Origin of the sequence: Ensifer adhaerens (assembly GCF_002007205.1) — a bacterium.
Taxonomy (GTDB): Bacteria; Pseudomonadota; Alphaproteobacteria; order Rhizobiales; family Rhizobiaceae; genus Ensifer; species Ensifer adhaerens_D.
Map to the genome: position 1 here is coordinate 936,420 of NZ_LAZS01000006.1, position 22,045 is coordinate 958,464.

The 22,045-nt window shown below is 63.2% G+C and carries 21 protein-coding genes and 1 tRNA gene; 10 read left to right on the top strand and 12 right to left on the bottom strand.

The genetic code is table 11. The annotated features are described in order from the left end of the window. Positions 1-9: 9 nt before the first annotated feature. Entirely contained in the window at positions 10-1,605 is a 1,596-nt protein-coding gene (locus tag XB14_RS17230) for a hypothetical protein (protein WP_077962778.1), read from the top strand. Between the two features lie 140 nt (positions 1,606-1,745). Here XB14_RS17230 and rpsA read toward each other — a convergent pair whose 3' ends face one another. The 3 genes from rpsA to aroA form a co-directional block, all read right to left on the bottom strand. After that, a complete protein-coding gene (gene rpsA, locus XB14_RS17235) occupies positions 1,746-3,452 on the bottom strand; it encodes a 30S ribosomal protein S1 (protein WP_029742389.1) in 1,707 nt (568 codons plus the stop codon). A gap of 165 nt (positions 3,453-3,617) precedes the next feature. Then, a complete protein-coding gene (gene cmk, locus XB14_RS17240; protein WP_179119608.1) occupies positions 3,618-4,256 on the bottom strand; it encodes a (d)CMP kinase in 639 nt (212 codons plus the stop codon). A 149-nt stretch (positions 4,257-4,405) separates the two neighbouring features. Continuing rightward, positions 4,406-5,752: a 3-phosphoshikimate 1-carboxyvinyltransferase gene (gene aroA / locus XB14_RS17245; RefSeq protein ID WP_077962779.1), complete on the bottom strand. Its 1,347-nt coding sequence runs from the start codon at positions 5,750-5,752 to the stop codon at positions 4,406-4,408. A 299-nt stretch (positions 5,753-6,051) separates the two neighbouring features. Here aroA and XB14_RS17250 point away from each other — a divergent pair, with 299 nt between their 5' ends. Both XB14_RS17250 and XB14_RS17255 read left to right on the top strand, forming a co-directional pair. Then, the gene (locus tag XB14_RS17250) at positions 6,052-6,444 is read left to right on the top strand and encodes a TIGR02300 family protein (protein WP_077962966.1); all 393 of its coding nucleotides are present in this window, start codon (positions 6,052-6,054) and stop codon (positions 6,442-6,444) included. Positions 6,445-6,644: 200 nt separating this feature from the next. Then, positions 6,645-6,720, top strand: a tRNA-Ala gene (locus XB14_RS17255). Positions 6,721-6,751: 31 nt separating this feature from the next. Here the strand turns inward: XB14_RS17255 and XB14_RS17260 are convergent. Further along, positions 6,752-7,192: a hypothetical protein gene (locus XB14_RS17260; protein ID WP_077962780.1), complete on the bottom strand. Its 441-nt coding sequence runs from the start codon at positions 7,190-7,192 to the stop codon at positions 6,752-6,754. A gap of 59 nt (positions 7,193-7,251) precedes the next feature. Here XB14_RS17260 and XB14_RS17265 point away from each other — a divergent pair, with 59 nt between their 5' ends. Continuing rightward, on the top strand, positions 7,252-8,040 hold the full coding sequence (locus tag XB14_RS17265; protein WP_077962781.1) for a YdcF family protein: 789 nt from the start codon (positions 7,252-7,254) through the stop codon (positions 8,038-8,040). 67 nt (positions 8,041-8,107) lie between these two features. Beyond that, complete coding sequence (locus tag XB14_RS17270; RefSeq protein ID WP_077962782.1) at positions 8,108-8,743, top strand: trimeric intracellular cation channel family protein; 636 nt, start codon at positions 8,108-8,110, stop codon at positions 8,741-8,743. A 63-nt stretch (positions 8,744-8,806) separates the two neighbouring features. Here the strand turns inward: XB14_RS17270 and irrA are convergent, their stop codons facing one another. Next, positions 8,807-9,229, bottom strand: a complete 423-nt coding sequence (gene irrA / locus XB14_RS17275) for an iron response transcriptional regulator IrrA (RefSeq protein WP_077962967.1) — start codon at positions 9,227-9,229, stop codon at positions 8,807-8,809. Between the two features lie 321 nt (positions 9,230-9,550). On the opposite strand from irrA, the gene fabA reads away from it, so the two are divergent. Genes fabA through fabI form a run of 3 tightly spaced genes read left to right on the top strand, consistent with a single transcriptional unit; the run spans position 9,551 to position 12,147 of the window. Then, a complete protein-coding gene (fabA, locus tag XB14_RS17280) occupies positions 9,551-10,066 on the top strand; it encodes a 3-hydroxyacyl-[acyl-carrier-protein] dehydratase FabA (RefSeq protein WP_029742379.1) in 516 nt (171 codons plus the stop codon). 46 nt (positions 10,067-10,112) lie between these two features. Further along, positions 10,113-11,336, top strand: a complete 1,224-nt coding sequence (gene fabB, locus XB14_RS17285; protein ID WP_077962783.1) for a beta-ketoacyl-ACP synthase I — start codon at positions 10,113-10,115, stop codon at positions 11,334-11,336. Positions 11,337-11,340: 4 nt separating this feature from the next. Next, on the top strand, positions 11,341-12,147 hold the full coding sequence (fabI, locus tag XB14_RS17290) for an enoyl-ACP reductase FabI (RefSeq protein WP_077962784.1): 807 nt from the start codon (positions 11,341-11,343) through the stop codon (positions 12,145-12,147). A gap of 219 nt (positions 12,148-12,366) precedes the next feature. Here fabI and XB14_RS32710 read toward each other — a convergent pair whose 3' ends face one another. The 3 genes from XB14_RS32710 to XB14_RS17300 form a co-directional block, all read right to left on the bottom strand. Further along, positions 12,367-13,161: a hypothetical protein gene (locus XB14_RS32710; RefSeq protein ID WP_143348416.1), complete on the bottom strand. Its 795-nt coding sequence runs from the start codon at positions 13,159-13,161 to the stop codon at positions 12,367-12,369. 15 nt (positions 13,162-13,176) lie between these two features. Then, positions 13,177-14,109 (bottom strand): hypothetical protein, encoded by a 933-nt coding sequence (locus XB14_RS32715; RefSeq protein ID WP_143348417.1) that lies wholly within the window; start codon positions 14,107-14,109, stop codon positions 13,177-13,179. Between the two features lie 457 nt (positions 14,110-14,566). Continuing rightward, positions 14,567-16,075: a winged helix-turn-helix domain-containing tetratricopeptide repeat protein gene (locus tag XB14_RS17300; RefSeq protein ID WP_077962785.1), complete on the bottom strand. Its 1,509-nt coding sequence runs from the start codon at positions 16,073-16,075 to the stop codon at positions 14,567-14,569. Positions 16,076-16,212: 137 nt separating this feature from the next. On the opposite strand from XB14_RS17300, the gene XB14_RS17305 reads away from it, so the two are divergent. Continuing rightward, positions 16,213-16,419, top strand: a complete 207-nt coding sequence (locus XB14_RS17305) for a DUF1127 domain-containing protein (RefSeq protein WP_077962786.1) — start codon at positions 16,213-16,215, stop codon at positions 16,417-16,419. A gap of 103 nt (positions 16,420-16,522) precedes the next feature. Then, complete coding sequence (locus tag XB14_RS17310) at positions 16,523-17,635, top strand: MFS transporter (protein ID WP_419178599.1); 1,113 nt, start codon at positions 16,523-16,525, stop codon at positions 17,633-17,635. Positions 17,636-17,679: 44 nt separating this feature from the next. Here the strand turns inward: XB14_RS17310 and XB14_RS17315 are convergent, their stop codons facing one another. From XB14_RS17315 to rpsO, 4 genes are all read right to left on the bottom strand, one after another. Then, positions 17,680-17,901, bottom strand: coding sequence for a hypothetical protein (locus XB14_RS17315; RefSeq protein WP_077962788.1), 222 nt, complete (start codon positions 17,899-17,901; stop codon positions 17,680-17,682). Between the two features lie 157 nt (positions 17,902-18,058). After that, positions 18,059-19,075, bottom strand: coding sequence for a class I SAM-dependent methyltransferase (locus XB14_RS17320; RefSeq protein WP_077962789.1), 1,017 nt, complete (start codon positions 19,073-19,075; stop codon positions 18,059-18,061). Between the two features lie 81 nt (positions 19,076-19,156). Beyond that, positions 19,157-21,310, bottom strand: coding sequence for a polyribonucleotide nucleotidyltransferase (gene pnp, locus XB14_RS17325; protein ID WP_077962790.1), 2,154 nt, complete (start codon positions 21,308-21,310; stop codon positions 19,157-19,159). Between the two features lie 355 nt (positions 21,311-21,665). Continuing rightward, on the bottom strand, positions 21,666-21,935 hold the full coding sequence (rpsO, locus tag XB14_RS17330) for a 30S ribosomal protein S15 (RefSeq protein WP_029742369.1): 270 nt from the start codon (positions 21,933-21,935) through the stop codon (positions 21,666-21,668). Between the last annotated feature and the right edge of the window lie 110 nt (positions 21,936-22,045).

Here is a 22,045-nt window from a genome sequence, read left to right on the forward strand (position 1 = left end):
GAGACCAGAATGCTGATACCCATCCAGGCGGCCCGAACCGCGGCAGCCACCAGCGAAGACAGCAGCGCAAAAACGCAGCCCGTTGCGCCGTTGACGGCCAGCCAGCGCGGCGAGGCGATACAGAAAATCCTCGATGCGTTGACACGGCATCTCTCCGGCCGCGAGATCCTCTCAAAGGACGCGCTGGTGCGGCTGATGGAGGATCTGGCACGCATCCTGAAATTTCCTCCGCTTCCTCAGGAGGGCGGGCGCGATTTCGTCCGGCGGCTGGTCGCCTTCCTCGAAACGATGCCTACGTCCGACCGCCTGCTTCTGGAGCGCCAGCTCGGCGGGCGCAATCTCTCCCTCCGCGTCGGCCTGCTGGCGGACCTGCCGGCGATCCGCAATGGCTCGAGCACGCCGGGCGGTCCCGCGACACCCATGCCCGCCCAGGCGCGCGACGTCATCCTGCGCAACCCTTCGCTCCAGCCGGCCCTGCCGTTCAGCCCGGCCGCCACACGGGCGCCAATCGCCGGTGAAGTCGCGCTGTTGCAGGCGGTCCTGCGCAAGACCTTCGGGGTCGGCAACGACTTGGTCGAGCCGCAGGGCGACGATCTGGAGCAGGCCGGGACCGAAGCGCCATCGAAAAGCCCAGGCGAAAAGCCGACGGAACGAAGCGAGGCGCGCGCAAGCGGCGCAAGGAGCACGTCGTCAGGCGACGCCGCGATCGGCGGCGCTGCCTCCCTGCTCACGGGCGAAGGCGAGATCGCGGAAACGGCATCGCTGGCGGAAGCGATGATCGAGGCCGACGAGGTCCTGCAATCCGCCGAGAGCGGCGAAGTGGAAGTCCCGGTCGAAGACAACGCAACGCCCCTCGAGGGGCATGTCGCCGATGAGATGGAGGCGACCGACACGATCGAAGGCGAAGACCCCGACGGAACCTACGGCCCGCTGCCCGACGCCGACGAGGAAGACGGGCACCGGAACACCCCGGCTACAGGTCGCAACGATCCGGAGGCACGCTCGGCGCGCGTGCTTTCCGAGGCGATCAAGACGCTCATTCGCGACAGCGTGTCCTTGCCCGCCGGGGCATCTGACGGCGACCCTCAATCGTCGGCGGAGCAGGCGGACGAGGCGGCGGCGACACCATCCCAGACCTCCGCCAAGGAAACCGGCACGCCAGCGCGCGCCGCAGACGCTGCCGCCCGCCAGCGCGCCGCCACGGACGCCGGTGCCGCCTTGCCGTCCCTGCTCGACGATGGCGCCGAGGAAACCGCTGCCCCGCAGCGCTCACCCACAGACGTGCGGCCGCAACGCGCCACGGACGAGCAGACGATGCAGCAGATGATCGCCAGGCTGGTGGAGAACGGCCTGCCGCGCGAGGCCATCCCTTTCACCATGATCCCCTACCCTCCGGCCGCCAGCGAGGCGGAAGGCGAAGACCATTCGCGCGGGATGCCCGGAGGCTCCGGCGAAGACGCATCCGGCGAAGAACAGACGGCGGAAGAGGGAAGCGACGGCAATCCGGAAGACGGAGAGCCGGCCGGCGAAGCCATGCCGGATGATGAGGCACCGGAAACGCCTGATGCCTACGATCTTTATCGCAGGCTCGGCGGCCTCGGCTAGGCGGCCCGGGACGCTCAACTTGGGCCGGTCCTTGCGCGGCTTCGGTGGAAAGCCGCTTCAGCGCGCCGGAATGACCTTACAAAGAAAAACCCGCGGAGATCGCTCTCCGCGGGTTTTCCAATTCAAACGTCAGGCAACGATTACTCGTTGTTCTGGCGGTTCTTCAGAGCGGCGCCGAGGATGTCGCCGAGCGAAGCGCCCGAGTCGGACGAACCGAACTGAGCAACGGCTTCCTTCTCTTCCGCGATTTCCAGAGCCTTGATCGACAGCTGGATCTTGCGGTCCTTCTTGGAGAAGTTGGTGACGCGAGCGTCGACAACCTGACCAACCGAGAAACGCTCCGGACGCTGTTCGTCACGGTCACGCGACAGGTCAGCGCGGCGGATGAACGAGGTGATGTCTTCGTGGTTGACGAGCTTCACTTCGATGCCGCCATCGTTGATCGCGATGATCTCGGCCGAAACAACGGCGTTCTTGCGCAGTTCGCCCGAAGCAGCGGCGTCGCCGACTGCATCCTTGCCGAGCTGCTTGATGCCGAGCGAGATGCGCTCCTTCTCGACGTCGACGTCGAGAACAACAGCGCGAACGACGTCGCCCTTGTTGAACTCTTCGATGACCTGCTCGCCCGGACGGTTCCAGTCGAGGTCGGAAAGGTGAACCATGCCGTCAACGTCGCCGTCGAGGCCGATGAACAGGCCGAATTCGGTCTTGTTCTTGACTTCGCCTTCGACTTCGGTGCCAGCCGGATGGCTATGCGCGAATGCCTGCCACGGGTTCTCGAGCGTCTGCTTGAGGCCGAGCGAGATACGACGCTTGGTCGGATCGACTTCGAGAACGACAACGTCGACTTCCTGGCTCGTGGACAGGATCTTGCCGGGGTGCACGTTCTTCTTGGTCCAGGACATTTCGGAGATGTGGATCAGGCCTTCGATGCCCGGCTCCAGCTCGACGAACGCACCGTAGTCGGTGATGTTCGTGACGGTACCGGAGATCTTCTTGCCGACCGGGTACTTCGCACCGATGCCATCCCACGGATCCGACTCGAGCTGCTTCATGCCGAGCGAGATGCGGTGGGTTTCCTGGTTGATGCGGATGATCTGAACCTTGACCTGCTGGCCGATGTTCAGGATCTCCGACGGATGGTTCACGCGACGCCATGCCATGTCGGTGACATGGAGCAGGCCGTCGATGCCGCCGAGGTCGACGAACGCACCGTAGTCGGTGATGTTCTTGACGACGCCTTCGACAACCTGGCCTTCTTCCAGGTTCTGAACGATTTCAGAACGCTGCTCGGCGCGGGATTCTTCGAGAACCGTACGACGCGAAACGACGATGTTGCCGCGACGCTTGTCCATCTTGAGGATTTCGAAGGGCTGCGGGTTGTGCATCAGCGGGGTCACGTCGCGGATCGGACGGATGTCGACCTGCGAACGCGGAAGGAAGGCTACGGCGCCGTCGAGATCGACGGTGAAGCCACCCTTGACCTGGTTGAAGATGATGCCTTCGACGCGTTCGCCGGCTTCGAACTTCACTTCCAGGCGCATCCAGCTTTCTTCGCGGCGAGCCTTTTCGCGCGACAGAACAGCTTCGCCGAGCGCGTTTTCGATGCGCTCAACGTAGACTTCGACTTCGTCGCCAACCTTGAGCGAGCCGTCCTTCGCCTTCGCGCCGAATTCCTTCAGAGCGATGCGGCCTTCGACCTTCAGACCGACGTCGACAACGGCGACGTCCTTTTCGATGGCCGTAACGATGCCCTTGGCAACATAGCCTTCGGCGAGATCGGTCTTCGCGAAGGATTCTTCGAGAAGGGCGGCGAAATCGTCACGGGTAGGATTGGTAGCAGACATGGAATCTCCTGCATGCATCTCAAGAAGAGACGCACATGCGCCGGGGGCTGGTGTTGAACAGGCCTGAACCCAGTCCGCTCCATCCAAGGAGCAATCCGGCGCGTGGACGGAATCTCAGGCTATGCAAGAAGGGCGATCCTGACCAAGTCGGGGATGGGCTCTTCTTCAGATCTTCTTGATCAAGGCCGCATCGATCAAAGTCTTCGCGGCCTGAAACGCCGCCTCTATACTCATTTCGGACGTATCAAGCAAGTGCGCATCCTCGGCGGGACGCAAGGGACTGTCGGCGCGGCCCATGTCGCGCTCGTCGCGCTTCTTCACATCCTCGAAAATCGCCGCGTAATCGGCCGGCTGGCCATTGGCGACGATCTCGTCAAAGCGGCGCTTGGCCCGCACTTCCGGCGATGCCGTGACATAGAGCTTCACCGGTGCGTCCGGGCAGACGACCGTGCCGATGTCGCGGCCGTCAAGCACCGTACCGGGTTCGCGCAGCGAAAAGGCGCGCTGCGCCTCGACCAGCGCCCGGCGCACGGCCGGCATGACGGCGATCTTCGAGGCCGCCTCGCCGATCGCGTGGGCGGAAAGCACGGAACGATCGAGACCCGCCAGTTCGACCTCGCGCGCCATCGTCTCGGCAACCGCTTCATCGTCGAGCGGCAGCCCGGCATCGAGCAGCGCCTTGGCCGTGGCGCGATAGGTGAGGCCGGTATCGAGATGGTGGAAGCCGTATTCCTCGGCGATCCGGCGCGACAGCGTGCCCTTGCCGGCAGCGGCCGGTCCGTCGATGGCGATGGTAATCATGATCGGTCCTGCAATCGATGTTGTCGCTGGCCTGTAGTCGAAAACGGCGCCGGTTTCCATGCTTGTACGGCGACTATCTCATTCAACCCCGTCAAGGAAGCATCCTCCGCCACTGGATCTGTACTGGATGTCAACCGGCCCTCCCACCGCCTTCACTCGATCTTCGCCCCAAGTCCGGTCATCATCTCCGTGAACTCCGGAAAGCTCGTCGCGATCATCGACACGTCATCGACGGTGACCGGGTGTTCGGACGCGAGCCCCATAACAAGGAAGCTCATGGCGATGCGATGATCGAGATGGGTCTTCACCGCCGCGCCCGAAGCGCTTCCGAGGCCTTTGCCGCCGGGGCGCCCACATACGACAAGCGAGGCAGCTCCCTCCTCGCAATCGACGCCGTTGAGCGTCAGACCCTCGGCGACTGCCGACAGGCGATCGGACTCCTTCACCCGCAGTTCGCCGAGCCCGGCCATGACGGTTGCGCCTTCGGCGAAGGCGGCGGCGATGGCGAGAGCCGGGTACTCGTCGATCATCGAGGCGGCGCGCTCTTCGGGAACGGTGACACCGCTCAGTTCGGAGTGCCGTACGCGCAGATCCGCCACGTCCTCCCCGCCGACCTGCCTGCTGTCGATCACCTCGATTTCCCCTCCCATCTCCTTAAGCGTCAGGACCAGGCCCGTGCGCGTCGGGTTCATCAGCACGTTGGTGATCGTGATGTCGGAGCCTGGGACGATCAGGGCTGCAACCAGCGGGAAAGCCGCCGACGAGGGATCGCCGGGCACGTCGATCTCCTGGCCGGTAAGCTTGCCGCGACCCTCGAGGCGGATCTTACGGACGCCGCTGACGTCGGTCTCGACAGAGAGCGCGGCACCAAATCCCTTCAGCATCCGTTCCGTATGATCGCGCGTCATGATCGGTTCGATGACCGTGGTGATACCGGGCGCGTTGAGACCGGCAAGCAACACCGCCGACTTCACCTGTGCGGAGGCGACCGGCACGCGACAGGTAATCGGCGTCGGCGTCTTCGGTCCCCGAAGCGTTACCGGCAGGCGATCGCCGGCAGCCGCCCTCACCTGCACGCCCATTTCGCGCAAGGGGCCGAGAACCCGCGCCATCGGCCGGCGGCTGAGCGAGGCGTCGCCGGTAAAGACCGTTTCGAAATCATAGACGCCCGTCAACCCCATCGTCAGGCGGCAACCGGTGCCGGCATTGCCGAAATCGAGCGGCGCTTCCGGGGCAAGCAGCGCGCCGTTGCCGACACCATTGACGACCCAGCCATCGGCCTCCTTGCGGATGCCTGCGCCCATCGCCTGCATCGCGCGGCCAGTGGCAAGCACATCCGCGCCTTCGAGCAGGCCGGTGATGCGCGTCTCGCCGCTGGCAAGCCCGCCGAGCATCAGCGCCCGGTGCGAGATCGACTTGTCGCCGGGAATGCGGATCGTGCCGCTAAGATCGGCAGACTTTCGGGCGGTGGCGGGCCTCGGGCCCGATCCATGAGACATGCGGCATCCTCTGGCCCGAACGGGCGCTCCAACCACGAGGTGCAACCGCCCCGCTTCCGGAGCACTCCTATCACACCCCTGCTGCCCGTTTCCATAAATCGCGGCCGCACGGTGGTCCCCGCAGGAGGCGGGGCAAGGCGCCGGAAAGCCGGCGACGCCGGGGCTTTGGCGTTTTGCCTTTGACAGATGCGGCCAAGACGATTAAGGGGACCGGCTAATCATCATCAGCTTGATACCCTTTCCACCCGCCGGCTTTCCGGCAAGCGCCGGCACGGCCGGCCATTCAAGAGGCTTTGACAGTGGCAAAACCGGAACTTGGAACAAAGCGCATCGACCCGGAAACGGGGCGCAAATTCTACGATCTGAACCGTGATCCGATCGTTTCGCCTTACACCGGCAAGTCCTATCCGCTGAATTTCTTCGAAGAAACCTCGGTCGCCAAGGTGCTCGAGAAGGAAGAAGAAGAAGACGTCACGGAAGTTGATGCAGAAAACACCGAAGTCGAACTCGTTTCGCTCGAGGATGCCGACGATGAGGCAGCGGGCGGCGACGACCTGCCGGATCTCGGCGACGACGATGTCGAAATCGACGGCGACGATGATGACGACACCTTCCTGCAGACCGACGACGAAGACGATGACGACGACATGAGCGACCTCATCGGCGTGTCGGACGACGAAGAAGACGTCTAAGCGCTTCAAATGACAATGAAATGCTCCCGTCCTCGGCCGAACTGGCCCGGACGGGAGAAAATCGGCCCGGAGAAAAAATAAATCCACAGGCCACGCATTTTTCGGCTTGCCATCCTCAAAAAGGGGAAGTAATAAGCCGCCACTCGCCGAGCACAACAGCCCGACGAACTTCCCGGACCGGCATCGCCGGAACCCGATATGGGGCTATAGCTCAGCTGGGAGAGCGCTTGCATGGCATGCAAGAGGTCAGCGGTTCGATCCCGCTTAGCTCCACCAAATCTTCCTTTGATTGATCAGCGCCCGGTCCTCAGGGACCTTCGTTTGCTGCCATTTCGTCCAGCGAATCCAGGATCATCGTCAACAACCGGATGATGTCGGCGGATTCGAGCAGGGCGTTACGGATTTCGCGCTCGGACCGTTTAGGTATGGAACTGGCGATATCCAGCAGGATGTTGGTCACGTCAGGCGCTTCGGTATTCGGCTCCATGCCCGTCTGCTCGCGCATGCAGCGGATCAGCGCCACTGCGCCTTCAAGCAAACGTTGTGCCTGCAACGGAGTGAGGTCATGGACCTCGTTGGCGGCACGAAACAACTGGGATCTGAAGCCCGCTATCGTTGTCATCTCCCGGATGATACTCCTTTCGGCTTCAAATGAAAGTGGTGGTCCGAGCCGTCTGCGCAACGTTCGGATGAACAGGATGCATGCTCTATCTTGCGCGAGCGCGAACAACCGTTCCGCGCGCACCATCCGGCGTCGCCGTCACGCATTCATGATTTGTTAAGCAGCGGACCGCAGAAGCTGATGCCATGTTCCTGGTTTCGAAAATCTTCTGGCTGATCGCTCAGCCGCTGTCGTTCGCGCTGCTCGCCGTCATCGCCGGGCTGCTGGCGACTGCCATCGGCTGGCGACGCATCGGCGCCCTCCTCGGCAGCCTCGGCGCGCTGGTGCTTTTCGTCAGCCTGTTCACCACCGCGGGCTCCTACGCCCTGCAAGCACTCGAAGATCGATTTGCGCGCCCGGCACCGCCGACAGCGCTTGCCTGCATCATCGTTCTCGGCGGCGCCTTCGAAAACGAAGTCATGGCGGGCCGCGGCGCCACGGAACTCAACCAGGCGGCAGACCGCTTCATCGAGACCGCAAGTCTCGCCAAGCGCTATCCCGAAGCACGGATCCTCGTATCCGGCGGCGACGGCTCGATCAGCGGCGCCTATGAGGGCGATGCGCTGGCCTCGAAGGCCTTCTTCGACACCTTCGGCATCGCCGCCGATCGGGTGATCCGCGAGGAAGATTCGCGCACGACCTTCGAGAACGCGCGCTACACCAAGGATCTGCTGGCGGCAAACGGGCTGACGCAATGTGCGCTCGTCACTTCCGCCTACCACATGCCGCGCTCGGTCGCTCTGTTCCGCGCCAACGGCATCGATGTCCTGCCCTGGCCGACGGACTTTCGCACGAGCGGCAAGGTGCGGCTTGGCTTCGATTTCACCCAGCCCTCGCTGAACGCGCAGCTGACGACGACGGCCGCCAAGGAGTGGACGGGGCTTGTTGCCTATTACCTGCTCGGCCGGACGCAGACGATCCTGCCGACACGCTGAGACAGTTGACGCCGGGGCACGGCATGCCCCAGCTTCGATGACAAGCCGATTCTTGCCCGGAGCGCCCATGCCGATCCTCGAAATCCTCGATTATGCCGGTGTGGCGGTCTTTGCCGCCACTGGAGCGCTGTCGGCGTCACGCAAGCAGCTCGACATCATCGGCTATCTGTTTCTCGCCTCGGTCACCGGGATCGGCGGCGGCACGATGCGCGACGTCGTGCTTGGCGCCACGCCGGTCTTCTGGGTCACCAACCCGACCTACCTTCTGGTTTGCGCCACCGTTGCCGTCCTCCTGTTCTTCACCGCCCATCTCTTCGATTCCCGCTACCGGGTTCTCGTCTGGCTCGATGCGATCGGGCTGTCGGCCTATTGCGTGATGGGTGCGGCGAAAGGCTATGCGGCCACGGGATCGCCGGGTGTCGCCCTCGTCACCGGCATGCTCACGGCCACTTTCGGCGGCGTGCTTCGCGACCTGCTTGCCGGAGAACCCTCGGTGCTGCTGCGGCCGGAGGTCTATGTGACGGCAGCGCTGATCGGTGCCAGCGCCTATGTGCTGGCGACGATGGTGGGGCTGCCGCTTGTGGCCGCCTCGGCGCTCGGCGTGGCCTCGGCCTTTGCCGTGCGCGCCGGTGCGCTCAAGTTCGGCTGGACGCTGCCCACCGGCAAGGCCCTGCCGGGGCGCGATCCCGACGACGTGATGTGAAGGCTTAGGCGCCGACCCACGCGCGCCCAGCAATCAATTTATCTTGATCAATTCTTTGGCGGATCAGCGGCCGTTCTTGCGGCGCAACCGGATGACCACGTCGACATGCGAAATCTCCATGCCCTCGGGCGGCTCCGGCAGATTGTCGATGTGGATGTTGCTCACCGGAATGTCGAGCACCTCGTTCTGGCCCTCGACGAAGAAGTGATGATGATCCGATACGTTGGTGTCGAAATAGGTCTTGGCGCTTTCGACGGCCAGCACGCGGATCATACCGGCTTCGGTGAACTGATGCAGCGTATTGTAGACGGTTGCGAGTGAAACGGGCACACCGGCCATGACGGCCTCCTCGTGCAGTTCCTCGACGGTCAGGTGACGATCACCCTTGGCAAAGATCAGATCGGCGAGGGCAACGCGCTGACGGGTCGGACGCAGGCCTGAGTGGCGCAGCCTTTCTTCCGAACTCACTTCTGTTGCTTTCGTCATCAAGGGTCGTTCCATGTATCCCGGCGAAATTCACAATACTTCCTCCGCGATATAACTTTTACGCCCTCGCCTTTCAATAGATTCCAGCCCTGACAGGCGTTGCAAAGCCCGAAAAACCGGTCAAACTCGGGGAATGCTGGCAATTAACTCTGGTCGCGCCCACATTGATCCTGTAAGCGACGGCGGAGTGAAATCGCCATCTGAAGCGATGGAGACCGGACGGAAAACCGCAAGATCCGGGTCGCCACGCTTCATTTCATACCGAACTTGCTCTAAAGCAGGTCGGACAACACAATTTGTTACGCGGGGAAACATCCATTCATGACGACCAGACAATCCAGCTTCAGCTATGAGGAAATCCTGGCCTGCGGCCGTGGAGAGTTGTTTGGCCCCGGCAATGCCCAGCTGCCGCTGCCGCCGATGCTGATGGTTCATCGCATCACCGAAATCTCCGAGACCGGCGGCGCCTTCGACAAGGGTTACCTGCGCGCCGAGTACGACGTGCGGCCGGACGACTGGTATTTCCCCTGCCACTTCCAGGGCAACCCGATCATGCCCGGCTGCCTCGGCCTCGACGGCATGTGGCAGCTGACCGGCTTCTACCTCGGCTGGCTCGGCGAGCCGGGCCGCGGCATGGCGCTGTCGACCGGCGAAGTGAAGTTCAAGGGCATGGTACGTCCCCACACCAAGCTTCTCGAATACGGCATCGACTTCAAGCGCGTCATGCGCGGACGGCTCGTGCTCGGCACCGCCGACGGCTGGCTGAAGGCCGATGGCGAGACTATCTATCAGGCGACCGACCTGCGCGTCGGACTGTCGAAGGACAAGGCCGAGTAGATCCAGGCCTTTCCGCAGCGAACGAAATAAAGAAAAGGTCAGTACCATGAGACGGGTTGTTGTCACGGGCCTCGGCATCGTTTCCTCGATCGGGAACAATGCAGACGAAGTCACGGCGTCGTTGCGCGATGCCAAGTCGGGCATCACGTTTTCTCCCGATTTCGCCGAGAATGGCTTCAAGTGCCAGGTCTGGGGCGCGCCGTCGCTCGATCCGACCGAACTGGTCGATCGCCGCGCCATGCGCTTCCTGTCGCAGGGCGGCGCCTGGAACCACGTGGCGATGAAGCAGGCGATCGCCGATTCCGGCCTGGAAGAAGCGGTCATCGCCCGCAACGAGCGCACCGGCATCATCATGGGCTCGGGCGGTCCGTCCACCCGCACGATCGTCGAGGCGGCCGACGTCACCCGCAAGAACGTCAGCCCGAAGCGCATCGGCCCGTTCGCCGTTCCGAAGGCGATGTCGTCCACGGCATCCGCCACGCTCGCCACCTGGTTCCAGATCCACGGCGTCAACTATTCGATCTCGTCGGCCTGCTCGACCTCGGCGCACTGCATCGGCAATGCCGCCGAGATGATCCAGTGGGGCAAGCAGGACGTGATGTTTGCCGGCGGCCACGAAGACCTCGACTGGACCATGTCCAACCTCTTCGACGCCATGGGCGCCATGTCGTCCAAGTACAACGAAACGCCGGCAACGGCGTCGCGCGCCTATGACGCCAACCGCGACGGTTTCGTCATTGCCGGCGGCGCGGGCGTCCTCGTTCTCGAAGAACTGGAGCACGCCAAGGCCCGCGGCGCCAAGATCTATGCCGAAATCGTCGGCTATGGCGCCACCTCCGACGGCTACGACATGGTGGCTCCCTCGGGCGAAGGCGCGATCCGCTGCATGCGTCAGGCGCTCTCGACCGTGAAGGGCGAGGTCGATTACATCAACACCCACGGCACCTCGACCCCGGTTGGCGACAGCAAGGAAATCGGCGCGATCCGTGAGGTCTTCGGCAGCAAGATGCCGCACATCCAGTCGACCAAGTCGCTCACGGGTCACTCGCTCGGGGCCGCCGGCGTGCAGGAATCGATCTACGGCCTCCTGATGATGCAGGCCGGCTTCATCGGCGAGAGCGCGCATATCAGCGAACTCGACCCGGAATTCGACGGCGTTCCGATCGTCCGCAAGCGCATCGACAACGCCAAGATCGATACGGTCCTGTCGAACTCCTTCGGCTTCGGCGGCACCAATGCAACGCTCGTCTTCCAGCGCTACAACGGATAATACAATGACGGGACTGATGACCGGAAAGCGTGGCCTCATCATGGGTGTGGCCAACAGTCACTCTATTGCCTGGGGCATCTCCAAGGCGCTTGCAGCGCAAGGCGCGGAACTGGCCTTTACCTATCAGGGCGAGGCGCTGGGCAAGCGCGTCAAGCCGCTGGCCACCGAGCTCGGTTCCGACTTCCTGCTTCCCTGCGATGTCGAGGACATCGCCTCCGTCGATGCGGTCATCGATGCGATCAAGGAACGCTGGGGTAAATTCGACTTCATCGTTCATGCCATCGGCTTTTCGGACAAGAACGAGCTGAAGGGCCTCTACGCCGACACCTCGCGCGACAATTTCAGCCGCACAATGGTGATCTCCTGCTTCTCCTTCACCGAGATCGCCAGGCGCGCGGCCGAGCTGATGGATGAGGGCGGTTCGATGCTGACGCTCACCTATGGCGGCTCGATGCGCGTGATGCCGAACTACAACGTCATGGGCGTGGCCAAGGCGGCGCTCGAGGCTTCGGTGCGTTACCTCGCCGCCGACTACGGCGTTCGCGGCATTCGCGTCAACGCGATCTCCGCCGGCCCGATCCGCACGCTTGCCGGCGCCGGCATTTCCGATGCCCGGGCGATGCTCTCCTGGCAGCAGAAGAATTCGCCGCTGCGCCGCACCGTCACGATCGACGATGTCGGCAATTCGGCGCTTTACCTGCTTTCCGACCTGTCGCGCGGCGTCACCGGCGAAATCCACTATGTGGACTCCGGCTACAACATCACTTCGATGCCGGCGCTCGATGCGCTGAGGACGGCCGACACCGAGTAACGATCCGGCCGATGGGCACTTTCCAAGGCTCATGGACAAGCCCCGGTGAGGTTTTCTCCGGGGCTTTTTTGTTAGAGCGTTTGCGATTTAGACGGAAACACAGAAACGCTCTATGTCTCTGTTTTTACGCATGTCCTGGCGGAAAACCGCTCCGCACTTTTCTTGAAAAGGCTTTCGTGTGTTTTCCAGTTTCGTTCGCTCCGCACTGAGCGCCTGCGGCTAATCCAGGTCCATCGTGGTGAAGACCCGGCAATTGTCGGGTGCAGGCGTAGCACGGCAGATTTCCGCATCGACCAATTGGCCGACGGGCAGGTGGCCCGTCAACAGCAGCTCCAAGGACAATTGATAGGGGTGGAGCCTGCCGGCCGCGTTGCGCAGGCGTTCGGCCAGAGACTGGTAGCGCACGCCCATTTCACCGTAGTAGGCCACCAGTTTGCGGGTGTTTGCCTCGTTTCCGGCCAGCATCGGAATGTCTTCGACGATCGTCCCTTCTCCCGCCAGCCGTCGAATGCCGGACGCAAGGACAAGCGTGCATGCCTGCGAGCAGGCTCCGAGCGAAACCGCCTTGCCGATATGGTCGGCCCCCTTGCCGTCGTTTGCGGTACAGTTTTTCTGATCACGCTGACATCCGGTGAAGACGGTCGTGCCCACCGCGACGTCCAGCTTGCTCTTGCGGATGAGGCGGCCCAGGGCCATCGCCGCCGCCATGTCGCCGCCAGGCGATCGCAGGACCAATGGCAGCCTTCGGCCTGCGAGCGTCTTCAAGGACGCCTTCAGCAGGGCCGGCGTCTTCGGACCGATGGTGCCCGCGGCGGAAATCCATTCCGGACATGTCGGCTCACAACCCGCCTGGTTGGAGCGCACCACGACGAACCGCATCTCCTGCTCGTTCGCCATCGTCGTCTGCGGGCTCAAGAGGCTGCAGGCCACCAGACAGATCGGCAGCAATGCCCCTCGCAGTCGGTGCCGGACCTTGCCACCAAAAGGCATCCACGCCTGCGCTTCGACTTCCATCCTACGCTCCCCGGTCTACCGACGTTTCAGGTCCGACATGACGAAGACGCGGCAGTTGGCGGCCGCCGGCACGGTCTTGCAAACATCGTTGGACGTCAGCAGCTCGACCCCGCCGAGTTGCGTAATCAACTTCATCTCCAGCATCGCCACGGGTTCGATCTTGCGCATGTCGGCGACAGGCGTCACCTTCATCAAATCGACGACGGTGCGGCCGATCCCCATTTCCGAAAGGTAGACCGCAAGCTGGCGCTCCATTGCCTTGGTCATCTCATAGGTTTTGTGGCTGCCGGCATTCTTGCGACTGATCACCTTCTTGCTCGTGACCTTCTTCTTGCCGTTTACGACGCGGTACTGCTCGCGATACCGCGTCTGGATCGTCACGTAGACCGTGGTGACCTGGTGGACGCCCAGATACGCCCACTGGCTCACCACCCGCCGGGCGCCGCCGCCAAGCATCAGCGGACAAGCGGAAGCGCAATAGGCGCCAGCCGAATAGGCGACACCGATGTAGCGAGCGCCCTTGCCGTCGTTTTCATGGCAGTCTTTTTGCTGCGGCTGGCAGCCGGCGAAGCGGGTCTTGCCGACCGCCACGTCAAGCTTTCGTTCCCGGATGAGGCGGCCGAGCGCCAGAGCCGCGTCGATGTCTCCGCCGGGCGACGTCACCACGATCGGCAGGCGGCGTTCGCCGATGGTTTTCAGCAGCTTTTTCAAACGCGCCGGACTGTCTCGGGCGATCGCCCCCTCGGCGGATATCCATTCCGGACAGGTCGGCTCGCACCCCGGCTGGCCGCTGCGAACGACGAAGAACTGCATGTCGGGGCCACCGACCGGCGATGCCAGAACGGCCGAGACCGAGGCCAGGAACCCGAGCAGCAGGCTGACCGTGACGGCGAAACGCGAGAAAACAACCTTCAGGTAAGCCGTGCCGAACAAATACATATACCTCATGCCGGCCGCTTTTTTCTGCGCCGGTCAGAATGGACGGATGGTGCTTGGTCCGATTTCGCTTTCCCGCGCTTTGCCGGGCGAAATAAAGTTCTACGCAGCAATCTTATGTATCCAAACATAGGTCTTTCGCTGATCATCCTGGGATCGTGCGAGAAGAGATAAGGCAATAAACAGGTTGCGCCAGCATCGATTAAAACCCACGATAGCACGCGTCAAGAATATAAGGCAACACTCAGATACACGAAACAGCGAGCGTGGAAGGCGCATGATCGCCGACCATTCCCGGATGGCCGGCACGATCATCCTATCGGCGCAGTAAGGCCAGATCGCAGGAGACGGTTCGGTTTCGCGGGCACGCGTCCTCAAGACGGCCGCGCCGTCGATCCCGAATTCGACGGTGTTCCGGTCGCGGGGCCCTTTGTGCGCTCGGCAGGGGCTTCATGCGATGGCCGGCGCGTCAATCCGGCAGACCGGCCTTGTGGAAACCGTCAACGAAGTGCGCAAGCGTCGCCGCGTCGCGAAACGGTTCCGTCGTGACCCAGAAGCCGGTCGTGAAATGGGGGTTGGCGACGAGGAACAGGTCGACTTCGGCGCGCGCCTCGTCCAACCGCCCAAGCTGTGCGAGGCTCGCCGCCAGGAAGCGACGCGAGCTGGTTCGATAGGTCTCGTCCTTGCGCAGTGTCTCGACCGCCGCTTCGTAATCGCGGGCGGCATATTGCGCCTGGCCGAGCGTCAGATAGTACCAGCTTGCCGGATACGGGTTCAGCCGGAATGCCTTGCGAATATGCTCGAGTCCTTCCTCGACCCGGCCCGCCAGGACGGCGATGTCGGACAATGTCGCCCAGGTGTCTGCCTCGTTCGGGTCAAGCTCGATGGCCTTGGCGAATTCCGCGTCGGCCTCGGCGAAGCTGCGTTCATAGGCAAGCAGATTTGCCAGAACCCAGCGGCACCCGGCATCGTTGGGATCGATTGCGACGGCCTTGCGCGCCAACTCCAGGGCGACGCTGCGCGCCGGCTGGACCGGTTCACCCCAATGCACCCAACCCATCCAGTGGTTCATGGCGAGCCAGCGATAGGCCTCGGCGTAATCAGGGTCGAGCGACAGCGCGCGGGTAAGCATCAGATGCGCTTCACGGGCCGTCTGCGGCGAATCGTCGATCAGCTTGCGCGCGCGCACGCAGAGATCATAGGCCTCGAGACTCTTGGGCCGATTGCGTGGCGGCGGTGTACGCAGCCGGCCGAGCAACGCCTCGACGATCTTGGCCGTCACCTCGTCCTGGACCGCAAAGATATCTTCGAGGTTCCGATCGAAGCGCTCCGCCCAGAGATGTTCGCCAGGGTGCGCATCCACCAGCTGGGCGTTGATGCGCACCCTGTCGGCGGCGCGGCGGACGCTGCCCTCCAACAGGTAACGCACCCCGAGATCCTCTGCGATCGCACGCACGTCCATTGCCCTGCCCTTGTAGGCAAAGACCGAGTTGCGGGCGATGACGAAAAGGCCGCCGCTTCTGGACAGGTCCGTAATCAGGTCTTCGGTCATCCCGTCCGCAAAGGAATCCTGTTCGGGATCGTTGCTGAGGTTGACGAAAGGCAGCACGGCGATCGACGGCTTGTTCGGCAGCGGCAAAGGCTTTCGCGTCACGCCGCCCAGTCGCTCGATGGTCCCGGTAAAACGGTAGCCGACGCGCGGCACGGTCGAGATCCATTCACCGCCATCGACGGCCGGGCCGAGCAGTTTCCTCAGCTGAGCGATCTGAACGGTGAGATTGCCCTCCTCGACGGCCGTGCCCGGCCAGGCCGCATCCATCAACTCGGCCTTGGCGAGGATTTCTCCGGGCCGCCCGACGAGGGCCGCAAGCAGCTTTACGCCACGATAGCCAACGGCCACGGGATCGTCGTTCCGCAGGAGCGTTCCCGCACCCGGATCAAGCACGAACGGACCGAAGGCAAAACGCGTTTCCTGCATGTGGCGATCTATAGCCCGTTTGGAAGTTTTTGAGAACTTTTTGGACGGGTTTAAGTACGGCGCTGATCGCATTGCGCAAAATCCAACCTTCTTCAAGTCGAGGGTCCCGGATCCTCGAAGCCGATAGCGAGGTTGCCATGAACAACACCCCCTTCCCTCCGATTGCTTCGCATGGCCCTATCGAAACGCTCCGACGCATGGTCTCCGCCTGGCGTGAACGGAACCAGTTTCGCGTAGAGCTCGAGCGCAAGCTCAAGGGCGATCCGCATTTGATCGACGACATCGGCCTGACGCGACGCCAGGTCGAGGAAGAGCTCGCCAGGCCCTTCTGGCAAGTGCTTTGAGGCAAACGGCCCAATGACATCGGACCAGCAGTTGCCGCCTGCGTCGCCGGCTCTCGGCCAGCTGATCACGGCGCCCCAAGAGCATCCGGCCCCATGGGCCGCTATGGCGGGCATCATTGCCACCGTCACCGTCTTTGCCGTGGCGCAGGGTCTGACCTACCCGCTGCTCAGCTTCATCCTGGAGCGGCAGCGGACGGCACCGGCCCTGATCGGACTGTCGGCGGCGATGACGCCGCTCGGCTTCATCCTGTCGGCGCCCTTGATCCCGATGCTGTCGCGGCGGCTGGGCGGTGCCCGGCTTGCGATCCTCTGTTCGATCCTGGCCGTCTGCACGCTTGCCGCCATTGGCTGGACACAGGACGTCTGGGCCTGGATGCCGCTGCGTTTCCTGCTTGGCGTTTTCGCCAATCCGCTTTCGGTGATCAGCGAGACCTGGCTGGTGGCAATCACGCCCGCGTCCCGCCGCGGCCGCATCATGGGCCTCTATTCCTCGGTCGTCTCAGCCGGCTTCGGCATCGGGCCGCTGTCGCTCGCGCTGGTCGGAACGGAGGGCTGGTCACCCTTCCTGATCGGCATCGTGGCCTTTCTCCTGTGCGGCCTGATCCTGCTCGCGCTGATACCGCGCCTGTCTGACATGCCGCAGGATGGGGAGGCGACGTCCGTCGCCGGCTTTTTCGCGCTGGCGCCGCTGCTGCTGTTTGCCGTCGCAACGGCCGCCGCCTTCGAGCAGACCCTGCTTTCTCTGCTTGCGGTCTATGGTGCAGCGCTTGGCAGCAGCGAAGAGCGCGTCGCGCCGCTCATCACCTGCTTCATTGCCGGCAACGCGTCGCTGCAGATCCTGATCGGACGCCTGTCCGAACGCAGTGGATCGAGGCAGACACTGTTGTTCTGTGTCCTTTCCTCCCTGGCCGGCTGCCTGCTTCTGCCATGGCTGTTCGACAGCTGGCTCATCTGGCCGTTCGTCTTCGTCTGGGGCGGCGTCACGTTCGGGATCTACACCCTGTCGCTCATTCAACTCGGCGAGCGGTTCACCGGCCAGGCCCTGATTGCCGGCAACGCCGCCTTCGCCTTCGCCTGGGGAATCGGCGGCATGGTCGGCTCGCCTGCAACAGGCGTTGCCATGCAGGTGACTGGACACCAAGGGCTGCCGCTGTCGCTCGGCCTGCTCTGCGCGGTCCTTGCGGGGCTCTTGATCGCCGGGAAAAGGCGCGGCTGACGCGACATGCAGGCCCGTCCGGCCCGCGTGCTTCGGTAAGCGGTTCAAACCAGGACGAAGAGCACGAGCAGAGCCGCAATCACTGCGGCCACGACGAAGCCGGTATGCGTGCGGCGCTCGGGATCGAGCGGTGAACGGTAGAGGCTCCGCAGAAACGACATGGGCACCTCGGAGGTCGCCCCATGTCCCTCACCCTGCTTGATGTCCTTGGCGATGGCTTCGGCCGCATCCTCGCTCAAGGGCGGCCTGTTCACTCCCGACGTCATGGAACTCATCCTCCGGCAGCAAAACCGATCGCATGGTGAGCCGGATCGTCGGCAAAGGCAACGGGCTAAGTCTGGCTTGCCGCCGGATGCAAAAAAGCCGGGTCATGTGCCCGGCTCTTTCCATTCTCGGTTCGCGCAAAAGTGGCCGTGCGGCGCCTCAGCGCTTGGCCCAGAGCACCTTGAAGCGGGCGTTGCGGCAGGTCTCGCCGTACTCCTTGGAATTCTCGGCCAGAACCTGCTCGTAAGGGAGACCACGGTTGGCGACCAGCATCAGCTTTCCGCCCTGCTTCAGCGCCTTCAGCGCCGTCTTGATGATGGCAATCCCGAGCGCCGGCTCGGCGGCGTGGCTCTCATGGAAGGGCGGGTTCATGACGATGAGGTCGTATTTGTCACGCGGCTCTTCGCTCGTCAGGTCGAACCAGTAGAAGCGGGCCGGCATGCGCGGGGCGTTCGCCAACATGTTGACGCGGGCGGCCTCGAGCGCTTCGTGATCGGCCTCGAACAGGTCGATGCCCTTGGTGCCCGGAGACGCCTGAGCGAGCTTCGTCGCGAGATAACCCCAGCCGGCGCCGAAATCGGCGGCATGGCCATGGAAATCGATCGGCAGGCGCGAGGCGAGCAGTTCCGAGCCGGCATCGATGCGGTCGTGCGAGAACATGCCTGGCGACGCCTCGAACAGGCCGTCGACGCGTACCGGCACCTTGGCGAGCTTGCGCACGGCGTCGGTGACATCTTGCGGCCGCGTGAACCAGAAGGCGACGCCGTGATATTTCGGCAGATGGTCGCCGTCCCATTCGAACTTGGCGATGCGCTTCTTCAGCGACTGGATGCCGTCTTCCTTGCCGCCGGCAACGACGATCAGGCCACCCTCGCGGGTGCGCTTCAGCGCCTCGGCGATCCGGTCCTCGTTCTCGCCCTTGTGCTTGCCCGCAAGCACCAGCGCGACGTCGTAGTCTTCGCCGGTGATCTCTGGCGCCACATCGGCACGAGCGGCCTCCAGGGCGCGATAGAGCGGCCGGAGCGGCTGGACGGCTGCGATCGACGCAGCGAAGCCGTCAGGCAGCCTGTAGCCTGCCTCGGCGCCGAGGAAGAGCACGCGCTCGCCCTCGCCCGGCGGGTCGATCACGCCGCTGTCGAACGGGTAAAACAGGGTCTTCAACGCATCTCGGCTCATCGGTCTATCCGTCATCTTCCTACAAGAAAGGGGCGCGGAGCGATCTGCCCCGCGCCCCGAATGCATTCGGGTGAAGCCCGCTTATTCTGCGGCTTCGCCGTCGCCCTTCTTCTCGGACTTTTCGGCAACGACTTCCTTGCCGGTTGCCTGGTCGACGACCTTCATCGACAGGCGAACCTTGCCGCGCTCGTCGAAGCCCATGAGCTTGACCCAGACCTTGTCGCCTTCCTTGACGACGTCGGTCGTCTTGGCGACGCGCTCGGAGGCGAGCTGCGAGATGTGGACGAGGCCGTCACGGGCGCCGAAGAAGTTGACGAAGGCGCCGAAGTCGGCGGTCTTCACAACGGTGCCTTCGTAGATCTGGCCGACTTCCGGCTCGGCAACGATCGAGTGGATCCACTTGCGGGCCGCTTCGATTTCCTTGCCGGACGAGGAGGCGATCTTCACGGTGCCGTCGTCTTCGATGTTGATCTTGGCGCCGGTCTTTTCGACGATTTCGCGGATGACCTTGCCGCCCGAGCCGATGACTTCACGGATCTTGTCGACCGGGATGTTCATGACTTCGATGCGCGGAGCGAATTCGCCGAGCTGGCCGCGGCTTTCCGAGATGGCCTTGGCCATTTCGCCGAGGATGTGGAGACGGCCGCCCTTGGCCTGGTTGAGCGCGATGCCCATGATCTCTTCGGTGATGCCCTCGATCTTGATGTCCATCTGGAGCGAGGTGATGCCGGCTTCGGTGCCCGCAACCTTGAAGTCCATGTCGCCGAGGTGGTCTTCGTCGCCGAGGATGTCGGAGAGAACGGCGAAGCGCTCATCTTCCTTGATCAGACCCATGGCGATACCGGCAACCGGCTTTGCCAGCGGAACGCCGGCGTCCATGAGAGCGAGCGAGGTGCCGCAGACGGTGGCCATCGAGGACGAACCGTTGGACTCGGTGATCTCGGAAACGACGCGCAGCGTGTAGGGGAACTGCTCGGCTTCCGGGAGCATCGGGCGGATAGCGCGCCAGGCGAGCTTGCCGTGACCGATTTCGCGGCGGCCCGGGGAGCCCATGCGACCGGTTTCACCGACCGAGAAGGGCGGGAAGTTGTAGTGCAGCATGAAGCGTTCTTTGTACATGCCGGTCAGGCTGTCGACGTACTGTTCGTCTTCGCCGGTGCCGAGCGTGGCGACAACGATCGCCTGCGTCTCGCCGCGGGTGAACAGCGCCGAACCGTGGGTGCGCGGCAGCACGCCGACTTCCGAAACGATCGGACGAACGGTTTCAAGGTCGCGGCCGTCAATACGGCTCTTGGTGTCGAGGATGTTCCAGCGAACGATCTTGGCCTGCAGGTGCTTGAAGACGGCGCCGATTTCTTCGGCCGAATGGGCCGGGTTCTCGATGCCCTCAGGCAGGAAGTGCGCCTTCACCTTGGCCTTGACGGCGTCGACGGCAGCGTAGCGGGCAGCCTTCTCGGTGATCTTGTAGGCGTTGCGCAGCTCGTCTTCGGCGAGCGAGAGCATGGCGTTTTCGAGTGCGGAATGATCGTCCGCTTCGAACTCGCGCGGCTCCTTGGCAGCGACTTCAGCGAGCTTGATGATGGCGTCGATGACCGGCTGGAAGCCCTTCTGACCGAAGACGACGGCGCCGAGCATGACGTCTTCCGCCAGTTCCTTGGCTTCGGATTCAACCATCAGCACCGCTTCCTGGGTGCCGGCGACCACGAGGTCGAGGGTCGATTCGTCCATCTCGTCGAGATGCGGGTTCAGCACGTACTGGCCGTTGATGTAGCCGACGCGCGCGCCACCGATCGGGCCCATGAAGGGGATGCCCGACAGCGTCAGCGCTGCAGAAGCGGCAACCATCGACAGGACGTCGGGGTTGTTTTCGAGGTCATGCTGCATGACCGTGACGATGACCTGGGTGTCGTTCTTGTAGCCATCGGGGAAAAGCGGACGGATCGGACGGTCGATCAGGCGCGAAACGAGCGTTTCGTTTTCGCTCGGACGGCCTTCGCGCTTGAAGTAGCCACCCGGGATCTTGCCGGCGGCGTAGGTCTTTTCCTGGTAGTTGACGGTCAGCGGGAAAAAGTCCTGGCCCGGCTTCGGCGACTTGGCCGAAACGACGGTGGCGAGAACGACGGTTTCGCCGTAGGTGGCGAGAACGGCGCCGTCAGCCTGGCGGGCGATCTTGCCGGTTTCGAGCTTGAGCGGACGCCCAGCCCATTCGATTTCAACCTTGTGGGTATCGAACATGTTCTGTCCTTCGTGTGCGGCGGACCTTTCCGCGGCTGTTGCAGCGCGGGCGGTCGAAGGGCCGCATGAAATGGCGCATCACGGGCAAGACAACGGGAGGCTTCACGCTGTAATCGGCTGGTTTCCGCTTTGCCCGACCGCCCGCTTTGAAGCGGCGTTCCGGCAAGCAGGGGCCGAAGCATCCTGCAATCCTGCCCCATGACGGGCCATCGGTTGATCCGCGATACCGGCCCATCCGGTTCGCTGGATTCTCTCCTGGTGCCACGCTTTCTAAGCGGCCGGAGAGCTTAATCGTCGAGCGTTCAACGCTCCATAAAAAAGCCGGCGGGCCGCAATGACCCGCCGGACAAGTCGCTTAGCGACGGATGCCCAGGGCACCGATCAGCTTGGTGTAGCGCGCTTCGTCTTTCTTCTTCAGATAGTCGAGGAGCGAACGACGGCTGGAAACCATTGCGAGCAGACCACGGCGGGAATGGTTATCCTTCTTGTGGCCCTTGAAGTGTTCGGTCAGGTTGTTGATCCGTTCCGTCAGGATAGCAACCTGGACTTCCGGGGAACCGGTGTCGCCTTCAACGGTTGCAAATTCCTTGATGAGCTGAGCCTTACGCTCTGCAGCAATCGACATCGGATGATCCTTTCGATTTCGAGGATTTCGGGACGCCGTCAGCCGGGATGTCGTCCAGCTGCGGCCGTGAATGCAACGGGCATACGCCTTTTGCTGGCGTGCCTATAAAC